The organism is Streptomyces sp. NPDC003300 (assembly GCF_040610915.1).
Taxonomy (GTDB): domain Bacteria; phylum Actinomycetota; class Actinomycetes; order Streptomycetales; family Streptomycetaceae; genus Actinacidiphila.
This window is the reverse complement of sequence record NZ_JBEXNE010000004.1, coordinates 234,630-250,040: the sequence shown is the minus strand read 5'-3', so window position 1 is coordinate 250,040 and position 15,411 is coordinate 234,630. Positions and strand designations below refer to the sequence as shown.

At 71.0% G+C, this 15,411-nt stretch carries 13 protein-coding genes and 2 tRNA genes; 3 read left to right on the top strand and 12 right to left on the bottom strand.

The features are described 5' to 3' along the window. Positions 1-31: 31 nt before the first annotated feature. From ABZX65_RS08235 to ABZX65_RS08180, 12 genes are all read right to left on the bottom strand, one after another. Entirely contained in the window at positions 32-2,209 is a 2,178-nt protein-coding gene (locus ABZX65_RS08235; protein WP_355336194.1) for a hypothetical protein, read from the bottom strand. 59 nt (positions 2,210-2,268) lie between these two features. Beyond that, positions 2,269-2,880 (bottom strand): DUF6879 family protein, encoded by a 612-nt coding sequence (locus ABZX65_RS08230; RefSeq protein ID WP_355336192.1) that lies wholly within the window; start codon positions 2,878-2,880, stop codon positions 2,269-2,271. Further along, positions 2,873-3,142 carry a hypothetical protein gene (locus ABZX65_RS08225; protein WP_355336190.1) on the bottom strand — a complete coding sequence of 90 codons (270 nt, stop codon included), beginning with the start codon at positions 3,140-3,142 and terminating at the stop codon, positions 2,873-2,875. Before ABZX65_RS08225 ends, ABZX65_RS08230 begins: the two co-directional genes overlap by 8 nt. Before the next feature lie 195 nt (positions 3,143-3,337). Then, entirely contained in the window at positions 3,338-4,363 is a 1,026-nt protein-coding gene (locus ABZX65_RS08220) for a hypothetical protein (RefSeq protein WP_355336188.1), read from the bottom strand. Positions 4,364-4,481: 118 nt separating this feature from the next. Then, entirely contained in the window at positions 4,482-5,774 is a 1,293-nt protein-coding gene (locus ABZX65_RS08215) for a transporter (protein ID WP_355336186.1), read from the bottom strand. A gap of 4 nt (positions 5,775-5,778) precedes the next feature. Further along, complete coding sequence (locus ABZX65_RS08210; protein ID WP_355336184.1) at positions 5,779-6,510, bottom strand: hypothetical protein; 732 nt, start codon at positions 6,508-6,510, stop codon at positions 5,779-5,781. Then, on the bottom strand, positions 6,507-8,699 hold the full coding sequence (locus ABZX65_RS08205; protein ID WP_355336182.1) for a hydantoinase/oxoprolinase family protein: 2,193 nt from the start codon (positions 8,697-8,699) through the stop codon (positions 6,507-6,509). The genes ABZX65_RS08210 and ABZX65_RS08205 overlap by 4 nt, the downstream gene beginning before the upstream one ends. A 111-nt stretch (positions 8,700-8,810) precedes the next feature. Next, positions 8,811-10,421, bottom strand: coding sequence for an FAD-dependent oxidoreductase (locus ABZX65_RS08200; protein ID WP_355336180.1), 1,611 nt, complete (start codon positions 10,419-10,421; stop codon positions 8,811-8,813). Between the two features lie 333 nt (positions 10,422-10,754). Continuing rightward, complete coding sequence (locus tag ABZX65_RS08195) at positions 10,755-11,879, bottom strand: LacI family DNA-binding transcriptional regulator (RefSeq protein ID WP_355336178.1); 1,125 nt, start codon at positions 11,877-11,879, stop codon at positions 10,755-10,757. Positions 11,880-12,277: 398 nt separating this feature from the next. Then, positions 12,278-13,114: an SAM-dependent methyltransferase gene (locus ABZX65_RS08190; protein WP_355336177.1), complete on the bottom strand. Its 837-nt coding sequence runs from the start codon at positions 13,112-13,114 to the stop codon at positions 12,278-12,280. Between the two features lie 45 nt (positions 13,115-13,159). Further along, the gene (locus ABZX65_RS08185) at positions 13,160-13,390 is read right to left on the bottom strand and encodes a DUF397 domain-containing protein (RefSeq protein WP_355336175.1); all 231 of its coding nucleotides are present in this window, start codon (positions 13,388-13,390) and stop codon (positions 13,160-13,162) included. Positions 13,391-13,394: 4 nt separating this feature from the next. Further along, positions 13,395-14,267, bottom strand: coding sequence for a helix-turn-helix transcriptional regulator (locus tag ABZX65_RS08180; RefSeq protein WP_355336173.1), 873 nt, complete (start codon positions 14,265-14,267; stop codon positions 13,395-13,397). 24 nt (positions 14,268-14,291) lie between these two features. On the opposite strand from ABZX65_RS08180, the gene ABZX65_RS08175 reads away from it, so the two are divergent. The 3 genes from ABZX65_RS08175 to ABZX65_RS08165 all read left to right on the top strand — a co-directional run bounded on the left by ABZX65_RS08175 (position 14,292) and on the right by ABZX65_RS08165 (position 15,277). After that, positions 14,292-14,924 carry an ATP-binding protein gene (locus tag ABZX65_RS08175; RefSeq protein ID WP_355336171.1) on the top strand — a complete coding sequence of 211 codons (633 nt, stop codon included), beginning with the start codon at positions 14,292-14,294 and terminating at the stop codon, positions 14,922-14,924. A 200-nt stretch (positions 14,925-15,124) separates the two neighbouring features. Next, positions 15,125-15,199 (top strand) — tRNA-Asp (locus ABZX65_RS08170). Between the two features lie 4 nt (positions 15,200-15,203). Further along, a tRNA-Phe gene (locus tag ABZX65_RS08165) sits at positions 15,204-15,277 on the top strand. Positions 15,278-15,411: the final 134 nt, after the last annotated feature.

Sequence of the window (15,411 nt, the reverse complement as noted above, 5' to 3'; positions counted from 1 at the left end):
AGGCGGCATTTTAGCCGCTCGCACCGTAGAGTCACCTCCGGGTGATCTCGTCGCGTAGCCGCAGCGCCCGCGGGTCGGTGAACGCCGTGAGCAGCTCGAGTGCCTCGGCTCGGGCGTCGGCGGCCTCTTGCCGGGCGTCGGCATCGTCCAGGGCTGCCGCCAGATGTGTCAGCGTCTGCGCCGTCTCCCATGTCTGCCGAAGGTCTCGATAGACGCTCGCGGACCGACGGTGGCAGTCGACGGCTTCCCGCGCACGGCCGAGTTGCAGCAGCGCCTGCCCGAGACCGTCCCATGCCGCTGCTTGACGAGCGCGGTCGCCCAACGGTTCCTGGAGCGCGGCGGCGCGCCGGTAGGAGGCCAGCGCACCGGTGAGGCGGCCGGTGGCGCGTTGAGCGTCGCCCAAAGCCATGAGCCAGTACGCCTCCGCGGCCGTGCTGTGGATCTCGGTGGCGATGGCCACGGCCTGCTCGGCGTGTGCCAACGCCGTGTCCGCGTCCCCGCTCTCCAATTCCGCCGCGGCGAGGAGTCTGAGGCCGTTTCCCTCGGCGCGGCGGTCGCGGTACGTCCGGAACACCTCGATTCCTCGACGTAGAGGCCCGAGAGCACGCTCGGGGTGACCGAGTTCCATGTCCACCTGAGCGAGATTGACCGCCACGCGGGACTCCCAGAATCCGTCGTTCCGCGCGGCGAACAGTCCCATGCTGTTCTCGAACGCCTCCCGTGCCTGCGCCAGGTTGCGGCGGCGTAGTTCGAGCAGTCCGAGACCGTTGAGTGTCAGTGCCTCACCGAGGGTGTCCTTCAGGGCCCGGCGCAGGGTCAGCGCCGCCCCGTAGTGCTCGGCCGCGGCGGCCAGGCTCTGGGACTGGGCATACGCCATGCCCAGGCTCTCCTCCAGTTCGGCTTCGGCACGGCGGTCGCCGTCCCGGCGTGCGGCCTCCAGACCGGTCCGGGAAGTGGCCAGCCAATCCTGGAACGGATTGGTGGTCATGTAAACGGCGCGCAGAACCACCGCCAACTGCCATGCGATCCGGTCCGATCCGCCGCTCACGGCGGCTCGCACCGCGGCCACCAGGTTGTCCCGCTCCGCCGCGTACCAGCGCATCGCCTGCGCTTCGTCGGTGAACGCGGGCGTGGGCGGCCCTCCGTCGGCCGGTACCAACTCCACACGAGGCTCCTGCGGTGCGATACGGGCCTGGACCGCGTCGGCGGTGTGCAAGTACCAGATCAGCACTCTGCGCAGCGCGTCCTCACGCTCCTGTGGGGTCTCTTCCAGCCGTGCCCGGTCGGCGGCGTAGGCGCGCAGCAGGTCGTGCAGGCGGAAGCGGTCGGACGCGGTCTGCTCCGCCATGTGCGCGGCGGCGAGGACATCGAGGAGACGCCTCGCGGTGCGGACATCGATCCCTGCCAGAGCCGCCGCGGCCGCATCGCTGACATCCGGTCCTGGAGCCAGTCCGAGCAGCCTGAACAGCCGGGCGGCATCCGACGGCAGCGCCCGATAGGACCACATGAACACCGAACGCACCGCCTCGGACTCCTGGTCGTCGTCTGCTGACAGAACTTCCCACCGGCCGGACTCGTCACGCAGTTCACGGATCAGCTCCCCCAGGTGTGTCAACGGCCGCCTCGTCGCCCGCTCGCCGGCGATCCTGAGCGCCAACGGCAGGCGCGCGCAGAGGAAGGCGAGCTCCGCCACGTGGACGGGATCGTCCCCGTCCCGGTAGCCCGAGGTGACACTGCGCAGCAAGGCGACGGAGCCGTCCTGGTCGAGCACGTCCAAGGTGATGCGCCGTGCTCCCTCCCGGATGCTCAGGCCGGGCAGACGGTGCCTGCTCGTCACGATGACCAGACACCCGGGAGTGGCCGGAAGCAAGGGCCTGACCTGGGCCGCGCCGGCGGCGTTGTCGAGCACGATCAGCAGCCTGCGGCCAGCCAGCCGTGAGCGGAAGGCCCCGGCCATCTGCTCGCCGTCGGCGTGAAGGACATCCGCGGGGGCACCGAGCGTACGCAGGAAACCCTCAAGGACCCGCTCGTACGTGACCGGGGCCCGGCGGTCGTAGCCATGCAGGTCGGCGTACAAACCGGTCGAGCGCTCGACGCTCGGTGTGCCGGTCGACGAAACCCGCCCCGGCCAAGGGGAGTTGTTGCGGGACCGGAAGCGAAACGCGGTCAGTTGCCGGGGCGTGGAAATGTATCCCCCCGTGGATGTCACGACCCTGCACCACGTCACGGGCAGAGCCCGACAGAGAGGAGTTGACCTCCTCTCGCGGCTCAGACACCCGTCGGGGGCGTGCGATCGGCGACCTCGCGGGCGAAGAACGTGCCGATGTCCTCCCCCGACGCGTACAGCCCTTCGACCCGCGCCGCGACACGATCCCTCGTTCCCCGATCGAGGTACCGCACAGCCCCTTCCAGTACGCCGTCGGCGTCGTAAAGGATCTCGTACACCGTGTCGTCGTTGAGCGTGACCAATTCGGGAACCGGGCCCTCGTGCTCGTACTCCGCGAGGTGCTCGGGTCCGATGACGCGGATCAGCTCACCGCACTCCGCCCGCACACGCAGGAGGTTCAACTCCCATCGCAGGTAAGCGGTGAGCGGGAACTCCACCGCGCGGACGCGCAGCAGGCGGCAGCCATGGCTCGCAGCCAGGCGGGACAGGTCGAGCAGTTCTTCCCGCTGGGCCTCGATCAGCCGCAGCGCCCCCTCCCAGTCTCCCTGGGTGAAGGCGTTCCAGCTCGGATCACCCGGCTCGCGGAAATCCTGGCGACGCTCCAACTTCCAGGAATCACAGCCGTCAACAGCGAAATCCCTGCGCCGGAAGTCCGCCCGGTAGGCGTCCAGCCCCAGCCGCACGCCGTGCGAGGCACCCAGCAGGTCACTCATCCGGGATGTGTGTCTTGGCGGCCAGCAGCGTGGCGCGGGGAATGACGACAAGTCGTTCACCGCCGCCGATGACCGCGTCCTCGGGCAGCCCCTCGGCGTAGACCGACGTGAGATCGCGGCCGATCACCGCGAAATCCCCGTTGTCGAGCTCCCAGATGTCGGGACATCCGTCTCGGCCCCCCGTGGTGCCCAGCTCGGACGGCGCCCTCCCGATCCGCCGGGCCAGCCGCGCCTGCGGATCCGCGTCCCACGTACTGTCCATACCTCGCCCCCCCTGCACGTTCCCCGAGTTGACCACCCAGCGTACGGACGCGATATCAGAGCGTCCACGATGCTCACGCGAATCAGCCATCTGCCGCGGCCACGATGCTGGGCGGTGACCGGGCGAGTCCGGCCCCGGCGTGATGTGCGTCGGGGCCGGGCTCGGTTCGGGGTGGGGGCGGGTGGGGGGCGGGGGTCAGCCGCGGGCTACGGCGATTTTGCCGGCCAGGCGTTCGCCGGACTCGTAGACCATGTAGGGGACGCCGTTCTCGGTGCCGAAGCTGGGGGCGGCGCTGCGGCCGTTGTCGGGGGCTCCGTCGGAGGAGTTGAAGAAGACGCCGAGGTGCTTGCGGAGGCTGAAGTCGTTGCCGACCTCGGTGATCATCAGGTCGCCGCCGTGCGCCTTGTCCTTGTTGTAGGTGACGTACGCGCTGCCGTCGCGGGTGAGCAGGTGGGGGCCGCCGACGTCGCCCGCGCCGACGTCGGTGTGGCGGATGAGGGGCGTCTGGGAGAAGGTCCAGTTGCGGGCGTCCGCCGACCAGCCCCAGCCGATGTCACGGTGGTTGGTGGTGTTGTTCAGCATGAACAGCATGACGAAGTGGGCGTTCTTCGCGGGGAGTTCGTGGGCGAAGACCCGGGCGTAAGAGGTCTCGGTGGTGCCGGACGGCAGCATCGAGGTCGACAGGACCACCTTGTCGTACGTGAAGTGGATGCCGTCCTTGGACCGGGCGAGCCGGGTCGTGGTGTTCTCGCCGTGGAAGTAGAGCCACATCTCCTTGGCGCCCTCGACCCATATGACGTGCGGCGACGAGACATGGCTGACCGAGTAGTGGGGCGACCACGTGCGGGAGACGACCGGGTTGCCCGCGTACTCCGTGAACGGGCCCTCGATGTGGTCGCCGTAGGCGAGGCAGACGCCGCCGGGGGCGTCGTGCGGCGCGTAGTAGAGGTAGTAGCGGCCGAGGGGCGCGGTGAGGCGGCCAACCGTGCCGCGTATGCACGGGAAGATGATCTCGCCGGTCGGGTTATACGCGAGCTGAGAGGGCGTCAGAAGGGTCTTGACGTAACGGTAGTCGGGGAATCCGCCGGGGGTGGCGGCCGAGGCCGTCGCCGTGCCCGCCGTCGTGCCCACGGCGAGGGCGGCGGAGGTGGCGACGGCCCCGCGCAGGATGACGCGACGGCTCGGGCTCTGCGGACTCTGCGGGTTCTGCTGCTCTGACATGGGGAACTCCGTCCCGGAGGGATGTCGGAAAGGGCAGAAGTACGGGAAGTGCGGGAAGCGGGAAGTGCGGGAAGCGGGAAGGAAGTACGGGACGTACGAAGGAACGCGGACGAGCCGCTCAGAGGTACTGCACGGCCGTGACGCAGAAGCCGCCGAGCGCGACGCACCAGACGTACGGCAGCGTGCGGACCATCACCGTCTGCGGGGTGACGCCCGCGTACTGAGCGGCCCAGACCGTCTGCGTACTGGTCGGGTCGGCGACGCCGAAGACCTGGTTGTACGAGGTGGTCAGGCCGAGGACGGCGATCGCCGGGTACACGCCCGCGGCGATCAGGACCCCGGCGATGCCCGCGCCGAGACCGAACACGTTCAGCGGCCCGCGGTAGAGGCACAGCGGCACGAGCACGGTGAAGACCAGGACGAACAGCACGGCGTTCTGCGGGCTGACGGCCTTCACCAGCGGTTCGAGCGCGTCGACCGCGCCGGGCAGTTTCACCGCGGCCAGCAGGATGCCGATGGAGATGAAGAGCGTGATCGGCGGCGCCGCGACCTCGAATCCGGCGTAGAGCGTACGCAGCAGCCGCTTGTTCATCTCGCGCGGCCGGGTGGTGGTGACCAGGGCGTAGAGCACGCCCGCCAGCAGCGACGGGATGATCGCGATGTCGAAGCCGAGCGCGAGGATCAGCGGCACGGCGGGGGTGAACAGCGCGTACCAGGGCGCGTCGCCGAGCTGCTTGCGGCGCGTGCCGGAGTTCGGCCCGGGCCGCTCGGCCACCGACTTGAGGGACCAGGAGTGCTCGACGCCCTTGCGGCGGTTCTCGATCAGGACGAAGAGGACCGCGGCGACCAGCGCGAACGGGAACAGCTTGATCATGAAGCCGCGCACGGTGTGCACGGGCAGTTCGAGCGCCGTGGAGAAGAACTGCCAGACGGGCAGTTCGAACGGCATGCCGGCGGCGATGCCCATCAGGATCGTGCCCGCGGCGGTGGCCTTGGGGATGCCGACGGCGATCATCGCGGGGATGCCGATGATGCCCGCGAGCATCGCGGCGGGCGCCGAGCCGGTGACCGTGCCGACCAGCGTGGAGACGGCCAGCACGCCGAGCGCGACCACCACGGGCCGGTCGCCGCCGAATTCGACGATCTTGCGGACGAGGGTGCCCGCGATGCCCGTCTCGTCCAGCAGCTTGCCGAGCCACGACCCGAGCAGGATCGCGATCATGGTGGCGGCCAGCGCCGGGGCGCCCTCCTGGAGCACCGTGTCCAGCACGCTGTTCTTGCCGGTCAGCGGCGCCCCGGAGACCAGGGCGATGGCGACGGCCAGCAGGATGAGTGCGAAGGCCGTGGGGAGCTTGCGGGTGAGCATCGCGGCGACACCCGCCGCCATGATCAGCAGAATGACGACACCCATGGCGTCACTTCTCTCTTCCGTGCGGTGTGCGTCTCCGCGGGGTCCGTGTTTGCGGGGTACGTGTTTGCGGGGTACGTGATTGCGGGGTACGTGTTTGCGGGGTACGTGATTGCGGGGTGGTCGCCCCAGGGGCGCGTGTCTGCGGCGACGCGGTCACCCACTCGGCGAGCGCCGCCGTCAGGAGCAGCGGACTGCGGCCGAGACCGCAGACCGTACGGGCGTACGCGTGCGCCGCGATCTCGTCGGCGCCGGCGACGTGCCCGTACCAGCGGCGGCTGCCGAGCCGCAGCACGACATGGCCGAGCGTGCGCCTCAACTCGGCCTTGGCCGGCCCGTGGTGGAGCCGCGCGTGCGCGGCCTCGTGGGCGACGGCCGCGGCGCGGACGGAACCGGCCGGGTACCAGTCGCGCCAGCCGAGCCGCTCCGCGAGGCCGTCGGCCGCCGCGATCGTGTCGGTGAACAGCTCGATGGCGTCGGGCCGCGAGGTGTAGCGCGCCAACAGGCCCATTTCCAGGCCGCCGTCGCTCTCCACGACGTCCGCCACGCAGGCGACGGGTGCGAGCGCGGCACCGAACTCGGCTGCCGCGCGGGCCCATTGACGCAGCAGCGCGGGGTCGCGGCCCTCGTGGGTCGGGGTGCCCGCGAGCAGCCGCACGCCGAACTCGACGTCGTCCAGGTCGGCGAGGCGGCGCAGCGCGGCCAGGTCGGGCGTACGGGTCAGGACGGATGCCGTCATGTCCGTGCCTCCACAACGGCCACCACCGGCTCGTCGGCCGCGCGGCTGCTCAGTTCGCTGCGGGCGAGCGCGAGCAGCGACTGGGGTTCCACGACGCCCGACAGGTCGGAGATCCGGGACCCGATGAGCAGCCGCAGCGCGGGCGCGCGGACCCCGCCGTCGCCGTACGAGGTGACCTCGTCCACGAGCGTGGCGAGGACTTGGGGCGCGGCGCCCGCCGTGGTGGTCTCGACGCGGGCGTCGGGCGAGTGCAGCCGGACGACTCCGTCGGCGTCCACGACCCGCACCGGGTGGCGGGTGGCGCGGTACCGGCGGCGCAGCTCCGTGCCGTACACGGTGTGCGAGGGCGTGCCCGCGAGCACCCGCACCTCGGCGGGGTCGGCCTTGAGGCTGGCGGCGGCGGCGCGCAGCCGTTCCCCGTCGTCGGCGCGGTGGGCCCGGTCCTGGGTACGCAGTTCGGTCGCGCCGGTGGCGACCGCGCGTACGGTGCTGGTCTGCGGGTCGACGGTGACCTCGACCTCGACGCCGTCGGCGGCGGCGCCCTGGGCGACGACCGCGCGTTCCGCCTCGGCCCGTACGGCCAGGATCTGTTCCTGTCCGGCGCCCGGGATGATCCGCTCGATCTGCTCGCGGACCAGCGCGAGGGCGACCCCGATGGGGCTGATGACCTCGCTGTGGGCGGCGATCCTGCCCTCGCGTTCGCAGACGACGGCCAGGTGCGGTGTCACGGACGCGGCGCCGCCGCCGCCGCCGACCAGGACGGCGTTGTCCTTGTCCAGGCGGTACTCGGAGATCAGGGTGTCGACCACGGCCTTCACCTGGGCCGTACCGGCGTCGAGCACCTGGGTCGCGGCGGTGGCGACGTCCACGCCGAGCGCGGCGGCCAGCGGCGCCAGCGCGGCCTTGGCCGTCTCCTGGTCCGAGCGGGCGAAGTCGCCCTCGGGGACCCGGCCGAGCGCGTTGGCCGCGCAGGTCATGGTGATCGCGAACCGGCCGCCCGCGGCGTCGAGGACCGCGTAGTCGGCGGGGTCGTCGGCGAGCGGGCTGACCGTGGCGAGCGCGGCGTCGCGCAGGTCGTCGGGGTCGGCGAAGCAGGCGTACGGCAGGCCCGCGATGTGGGCGCTGCGCGGTCCGACCGCGGTGACCTTCCGGCCGGAGCCGCCGGAGCCGCCGGTCCTGCCCGTACCGCCCGTACCGCCCGTACCGCCCGTACCGCCGCTGATCCTGACCATGGACCCGCCGCCGACGCCGACCGTCCGCACGTCGAGCGCGGACAGATAGGACGTCTTGCCGAGGATCGTGGCGTGCCGGACGGCGACCTTGCCGCGCCGTACGACGCTGATGTCGGTCGAGGTGCCGCCGGTCTCCAGGAACAGGCCCTCGCTGATCCGCTCCTGCATCAGGGCGCCCGCGACGCCGGCCGCGGGTCCCGACAGGACGGTCAGCAGCGGCCTGCGCCGCATCTCGTCCAGCGACATCACGCCGCCGTCGCAGCGCATCACCATGAGCGGGGACGTGACGCCCGCCTTGGTGATGGCCGCGTCGACCAGGTCGGCGGTGGCGAGCATGCGCGGCAGGATCGCGGCGTTGACCACGGCGGTACGGGTCCGCTTCTGGAGTCCGTACAGCGAGGTGATCCCGTGGGCCGCCGTCATCGGCAGGCCCTTGCCGCGGGCCGCTTCGAGCACGGCCTCCTCGCCCTCGGGGCGGTCGACGCTGAACGGCTGGCTGGCGACGAGGACTTCGGCGCCTTCCCGTACGACCTCGTCGACGGCCCTGCGCACATCGGCCGCGTCATCGGGGTCGGCGACATGGGCGTAGTGCAGCGGGAGCCGCTTGCCGGGGGTGAGTTCGAGGTTGCGGAAGGACGCGAGCCGACGGGTGAACGCGGCCCCCGGACCCGTACCGATGCCGATCAGGCCGACGGTGGCGACGTCACCCTCCAGGAGGGCGTTGGTAGCCTGGGTCGTACCGTGGGCCAGGAAGGCGACGTCCTCAGGGGCGTTCCCGGTCTGCTCCAGCAGGCGGTCGAGCGCTTCGACGATGCCGTGGGCTACGCCGTCCTCGTGGTGGTGGCTGGTGGGCACTTTCACCTGCCCCCGGAGTTCGAGGGTCGCGGCGTCTACGGCCACGGCGTCGGTGAAGGTCCCGCCCACGTCGATGCCGACGCGGATACGGTGGGTGGTCATGGTCTGGGCACCTCCTTGTGCAGTGTTGGCGAATACGCGGGCGGTGGGCCGGGCGGGGCAGGTGGAGCTGCTTCCGTCCGGCCGTTCTCCCTTGGGGGCGGCAGGTCCCGCTCAGTAGCCGCGCACGTCGGGCCAGTGGCGCTGGATCCCGGCGCGGTCGAGCACGGCGGCGAACGCGTCGAACCGCTTGTCCTCGGCCTGGACCCGGTGCGGTTCCACGCCTTCGGCGAGGCAGTGGGCGGCGAGGGCACCGGCGACCTCGCCGATGTTCCACTCCACCGGGTGCAGCCGGTAGCAGCCGTTGGTGATGTGGGTGGTGCCGATGTTCTTGCCCGCGGGCAGCAGATTGCGGACCCTGCGCGGGATGAGCGCGCCGAGCGGGATCTCGAACGGCACGGAGCCGATGTCGATGTAGTTGTCACCTCCGGTGGACGGGTGCAGGTCGATGCGGTAGCCGCCGACGCCGACCGAGTCGCGGTACGTGGTGCCGCCGTGCGGGCCGACGAGGTCGATCGCGAGGTCCTGCTCGGTGATGGTGGTGACGGCCTTGATCCGGCGGGACTCGCGGACGTACGGCGCCTTGGCCAGGCCGTCCGCGGTGCCGGTGATGTCGGGGCGGAGCCTGAGGCCGGGGAAGCCCTTGCCGCCGTCGGCGCGCGGCGCCTCGGTCTGGAGCCAGTACAGGACGGACAGCGACAGCTGCCGCGCCTCGGCCACGGCCTGGGCCGAGGTCTCGGGGCCCGCGCCGATCAGCGGCTTGAGCCAGTAGTCGTTGAGCGGCCAGTTGACGAGCGTGATGTCGGAGTCGAAGGCGCCGGGCCGGTGCAACCGGCGGGCCAGAATGCGGCGGAAGCCCCACAGCTCCTTGTCGCCCGCGTCCTCCGACTGGTCGGCGTTGACGTCGAGCGGGTCGAGGTCGGGGTTGGGGACGAAGGTGCGCGGCACCGCTTCGAGCGTGCGCGGGTCGGGGGCGAGGAAGCCGAGCAGCGGGCCCGGCCAGAAGTCGGGGCGGTAGTCCCGCCAGAACTCGTAGTCGGCGGGCTTGTCGATGGTGTGGTCCTCGCCCTCGTGGTGCGAGAGCGCGAAGCACACCGTGATGCCCTGCTGGTTGAGCGGGTCGGCGGTCTCCGGGGCGTGCGGCTCGCCGAATTCGTCGCGCGACTCGGCGCCGACGGCGTGTTCGACACCGGCCAGCTCCAGCAGTTCGCCGGTCTCGGTCGCGTCGATCACGTACCGCGCCGCGATGGTGCGGCGGCTGCCGTCGCGCAGGCTCTCCACCGTGACGGACCGTACGGTGTCGTCCTCGGCCGCCGCCGCGACCGGGCGGTGCTCGGTCAGCAGCGTGAGGCGGCCGGACGCGAGGTGCGGCGCGAGCATCGACTCCAGCACGGCGAGGCCGACGCGCGGCTCGTGGCAGAGCTTGCTGACCCGTCCGGCGCCGGGGTTCAGCTCGGTGAGGGCCAGCGCCTCCGAGCGCATCGGGTACCACTGGCGGTAGTACGACCTGATGGATTCCCGCAGGTGGCGGTACGAGGCGGTGGTGCCGAACTGTTCCACCCACGGGTGCTCGTCCGGCGGGACGGCCTGCGAGGTGAGCTGGCCGCCGATCCAGTCGGTCTCCTCGGTCAGTACGACGCCGCGCCCGGCGCGGCACGCGGCGAGTGCCGCCGCCACGCCGCCGAGGCCGCCGCCGACGATGAGAATGTCCGGTCCGGGTTTCACGAGTCTCCTTGAGGTGGTGCGTACCGCCTGCGGCGGTGCTGTCGAAAGATTGCGCGGTGCGTCGGATGACGGCTCTGCCCGGTACCCCGGACCCTCCGGCGTCCGGTTCGCCGAGGACGCCCTACGGCCACGTGCCCTGACGCCGACCGGCCGCGGGGCCCTCGCCCGTTAAGGGCTCCGCCCCCAAAGACCCCGGCCCCCCGGGACGTGGGCTCGCGGCGAGCGGGCCGCCGAGCACCGGGCCCCCGGCGCGAGGGCCCACGGCGAGCAGGCCGCCGAGCACCGGCTCCCCGGCGCGAGGGCTCGTGGGCGGCGGGCAGGGCCGGTGGGGGGTCATGGGCGTGGGTCCCGGGGCCGCGCCGGAGGCGGTCCCGCGCTGGCGCCCGGCCGAAAGGGGCAGGCCACCAGCGGCTCGGTGGCCGCCGCGATGTCCTCGCCCTCCACGAGGGCGGCCAGCATGCGGACGGCCGCGGCGCCCAACTCCGGCCGGGGGATGTCGAATCCGGTGGGCACCGGCTCGCCCGCGAGGTCGGGCGGCGGGCTGCCGAGCAGGGCGAGCGAGGCGTCGCGCGGGGCCTCGATCCCGGCGGCGCGGGCGGCGCCGCGCAGGGCCCGCCACGCGCTGCCGGTGTCGGTCTCCTCGGCGACGAATGCGGTGACGCCCTCGGCGAGCCAGCCGCGCAGCCGCTCGGGCGTCAGCTCGCGCTCGGGCGCCGCCGAGCGGAAGACGGCCGCGGGGCCGCCGGGCAGCCCGGCCGCCTCCAGGCCCTTGAGGAAGCCGTGTTCACGGTCGGTCGACGCGGGCGCCTCGTCGTCCTCGCGTACGAGCACGATCCGGCGGTGGCCGAGCTCCGCGAGCCGGGCCACGACCTCACGGGTGGCGTTGACGTAGTCCGCGCCGACCCAGGGCAGGCCCTCCAGCTCGTCCCTGCGGCCGATGTGGACCACGGGGAAGCCGTCGCCGACCAGGCGGCTCAGCTCCTGCGCGGGCGCGTGACGGCCGAGGAAGAGACAGCCGTCCGCCAGCCGGACCCGGCTCAGCGCCTCGGGTCCGGCGGCCCCCGCGCCGCCGGAACTGGAGCCGGTGAAGAGCACCAGGTCGTAGCCGCGCGCGGCGGCCTCCTGCTCGACGCCCACCAGGAACGGGTAGTACGAGTGCTGCACGTCGGTGGGGAAGGTCGCGGTGAAGCTGAAGACGCCCAGCAGGTCGTTGCGGGCGGCGGCCAGCCTGCGGGCGGCCGGGTCGGGGACGTATCCGAGGCTGCGCGCGGCGTCGAGCACCTTGCGCCGGGTCTCCTCCGAGATCGCGACACCCTCCCGCTTGCCGCCGAGCACCAGCGAGACCGTGGCCTGCGAGACGCCCGCGAGCCGCGCGACCTCCGCCTGGCGCGGCCGTGACGTGCGCCCGGTCGGCGAGGGCGCCCGGCCCGGCCGGGATCGCTTCCTGGGTTCGTCCACCTGTGCTCCTCCTTCGTTAATGCGCATTAGTAATGCGCATTAACGAGCACTGTGGACTTTGCCGCGCGTCACGTCAAGAGGATGGACCGCATTTTCCGGCCACGCCCGCGCGCCCCGCCGACCTGTGGTTATCGTCGGGAGCGCCGTCTTGGGTGGCGGGAAACCTTGTCCCGCTGGGGCCGCGGCGCCTCATCGGCGGCCGTCGGCGTCACCGTCCCCCCGGCCGCTCAGGGAGCGGCCGGGCGGGACACATCCGCGCGGAACGTATCGGCGCGGGAGGGTATCGGCGCGGGAACCTGCACCGGCCGAGGACGTACGAGCCAAGGACGTACGAGCCGAGGACGTACGAGCCGAGGACGTACGAGCCGAGGACGTACGAGCCGAGGACGTACGAGCCGTTACGGCTTGTACGCCACTCCCCCGTACATCGCGACCTGCGAGTCGTCGACCGTGCCCTCGGCGGCCGGGTCCGGGCGCCAGTTGTGGACGAGGGTGACACCGGGCTCGACCAGGTCGAGGCCCGCGAAGAAGGGCAGCACCTCGGCGTGGGTCCGGTTGCGGGCGGGCATGCCGCGCTTGGTGTACTCGGCGACGACACCCCCGATCGGCTTCGGGCTGGAGTCGGTGGTGACCGTGGAGATCGCCAGGTAGCTGCCGGACGGCAGGATGTCCACGTACTGCTTGACCAGGTCGTACGCCTTCTGGTCGTCCGTGACGAACTGGAGCACGGCGATGATCGACAGGGCGACCGGCCGGGACAGGTCCAGGGTCTCGGCCAGCTCGGCCGAGCCCAGGATCGCCGCCGGGTCCTTCATGTCCGCGTGGATGTAGGCGGTACGGCCCTCGGGCGTGCTGGTCAGCCGGGCGCCCGCGTGGGCCAGCACGATCGGGTCGTTGTCCATGTAGACCACGCGCGCGCTCGGGGTGACGCCCTGCGCGACCTCGTGGAGATTCGGCGAGGTCGGAATGCCGGTGCCGATGTCAAGGAACTGGTCGATGCCCTGCTCGGCCATGAAGCGGACGGCCCGGTGCATGAATTTACGGTTCTCACGCATCGATATCCGCAGACTGGGCCAGCCGCTCAGCATCTGCTCGGCGGCCTCGCGGTCCAGCGGGTAGTTGTCCTTGCCGCCGAGAATGTAGTCGTACACGCGTGCCGAGTGCGCGACGCTCGTGTCGATCTCGGGCGGCTCGTAGTTCGCAGGCCGCCGCGTCCAGGCCATGTCGTCGGGCATCCGCTGTTCCTCCTGAGTACGCCTGCGTTAAGTAAGTGATGAGCGTCAGGAAACCGGGAGGCTGGCCTGTCCAGCCTCCCAGCCCTGGGAGAAGACGTCGAGTTCGATCTGCGTGAAGATCAGCGCGGGACCTTCCGGATCAGTGGACTGGCGGACCGCGTAACGGCCGTCGGGAAGCCTGCGGACCTCCACGCAACTGCCGCCGTTGCTCCCGCTCCACGGCTTGTGCCAGCCTTCCGCTCCCAGCGTGAGAACAGCGTTGTGTATGCGATTCACTGGCCTAGAGCTCCTTGCGAATGGCACCGAGGAATTCTCCGGTGCGTTGTACTGGCAGGGCGTGGGCGCACATACGGTCCAGGGCTTCCTGGAACGTCGTGACATCGTCGTACTCGTCGAGATAGACGGCGCCGACGAGATTCTCGACATAGACGATGTCGGAGATCTCCTCGTGCGGGAATCGGAAGATGTGGAACGACCCGTACATGCCCTCGTGCGCGCAGATGCCGAAAGGCATCACCTGAAGCTTGATGTTCGGCTGTTCGGCCGCTTCGATGAGGCGGTCGATCTGGGCCCGCATGATCTCGGCGGGCACCATGGGACGGCGGAACACGGTCTCGTCCATGACCACCCACAATTCGGGCGGATTCGCGGAGGTGAGCAGTTGCTGCCGCTGTTTGCGGACGGCGACCCGGCGCTCGACCTCCTGGGCGGCCTTCTCCTCCGCGTCGTGGAGGCCGGCCCGCAGCACGGTCAGCGCGTATTCCTCGGTCTGGAGCAGGCCGGGGATGTAGTGGGGTTCGTAGGCCCGGATGAGGCTGGCCTCTTCCTCCAGGCTGACGTAACCGCTGAACCAGGTGGGCAGCGCGTCCCGGTAACGGTGCCACCAGCCGGGCTGGTTGGCCTCGCGGACGAGGGCGAGGAAGGTCCTGGCCTCGTCGCCCGGGACGCCGTACTCCTCCAGCAGCGTCTTGACGTAGGGGAGCTTCCACTTGCCCTTGGCCAGCTCCATGCGTCGGATCGTCAGAGGAGCCACGTCGAGGACGACGGCGGCGTCCTCGAACGACTTCCCGGCGGCGACCCGCAGGTCGCGCAATCGTCTGCCGAGCACCATCAGCCGAACGGTCGAGCCGCCCGACGACTGCGCAGCGGTCACGCCCCGGCTCCTCTCACCGAGTCCATGGGAGAAGTGTGCCACCCCCTCAGTGATATCCACACCTCGATTGCCTTCTCGGTGAAATTATCAAGATTAACCTTGCCCACTGAGCGCGTCGGGGCGCATAGTGGCCAGGTGACCACGTTCACGCACACGCGATGGAGAGGAATCTCCGCTGTGGGTTCACCTACCACCGATACCGTGAGTTCCCGTCTGACTACTCCCGGCATTGGCTCCGCTTCCCGTACGCCCCGCCCCCGTGCCGACGGCTGCACATTCGAACTGCTGGCATGCGGCGCGTCGGTTTCCGAGGCCCGGCGCCGTGCGCGCGCATATCTGACCGCGCGCGGATGCGGGCTGGACGCCTGCGATACGGCCGCTCTGTTGGTGAGTGAACTCGTCACCAATGCCGTGCGTCATACGACGAGCCCGACCGTCATCTGTTCCGTCCGGCGGGACGGCGTACGAGTCCGTATCGAGGTCGAGGACCACGGAAACGTCGGCGAGGGCCCGGTGATGCGCGACAGCGGCACCCATGAGGTCAACGGCCGCGGGCTGCTGCTGGTGGACGCGGTGTGCGACGAGTGGGAAGTGGCCCCGGGCCGCGACGGCATCGGCCGGATCGTGCGCGCGGTGTTCCGCGACGAGACGGTCTGACGGCCTCGCCGTCGCCTGCTCACCGGCACCCCGCTCCGCCCGCTCACCGAAAAGGACCACCTCGGGGGTCTGCTACGCTGATCCAGCGACGTGCCCCTGTCCCAGCGTGATCCTGCGGTCACTTTCTGGTCCCGGATCAGCGGCGGACAAGCGGTACGGAGCACCCGAGATCCTGTGCGAGAATTATCCCGCACAAGCTTGGTCCTGTGGAGCAGTTTGGAGTGCTCGCCACCCTGTCAAGGTGGAGGCCGCGGGTTCAAATCCCGTCAGGACCGCTGCGGCTGGGTAGCTCAGTTGGTACGAGCGACCGCCTGAAAAGCGGTAGGTCGCCGGTTCGACCCCGGCCCCAGCCACCGCACGACATAGGCCCCGTCTCCGGACGGGGCCTATGTCGTTCCCGTGCGCCATGCGCCCCACCGTCACCGTGCGTACCGCCGCGGGGAAATGCGTTCGCCGCGCGCCCGCCGCAGATGCGATCCTGGACCGC

Excerpts from the sequence above, each read along its gene's own strand:
- ABZX65_RS08225 (WP_355336190.1), bottom strand. The coding sequence starts at position 3,142 with ATGGACAGTACGTGGGACGCGGATCCGCAGGCGCGGCTGGCCCGGCGG.
- ABZX65_RS08175 (WP_355336171.1), top strand. The coding sequence starts at position 14,292 with ATGGGAGAAGTGTGCCACCCCCTCAGTGATATCCACACCTCGATTGCC.
- ABZX65_RS08205 (WP_355336182.1), bottom strand. The coding sequence starts at position 8,699 with ATGACCACCCACCGTATCCGCGTCGGCATCGACGTGGGCGGGACCTTC.
- ABZX65_RS08215 (WP_355336186.1), bottom strand. The coding sequence starts at position 5,774 with ATGGGTGTCGTCATTCTGCTGATCATGGCGGCGGGTGTCGCCGCGATG.
- ABZX65_RS08220 (WP_355336188.1), bottom strand. The coding sequence starts at position 4,363 with ATGTCAGAGCAGCAGAACCCGCAGAGTCCGCAGAGCCCGAGCCGTCGC.
- ABZX65_RS08230 (WP_355336192.1), bottom strand. The coding sequence starts at position 2,880 with ATGAGTGACCTGCTGGGTGCCTCGCACGGCGTGCGGCTGGGGCTGGAC.
- ABZX65_RS08190 (WP_355336177.1), bottom strand. The coding sequence starts at position 13,114 with ATGCCCGACGACATGGCCTGGACGCGGCGGCCTGCGAACTACGAGCCG.
- ABZX65_RS08210 (WP_355336184.1), bottom strand. The coding sequence starts at position 6,510 with ATGACGGCATCCGTCCTGACCCGTACGCCCGACCTGGCCGCGCTGCGC.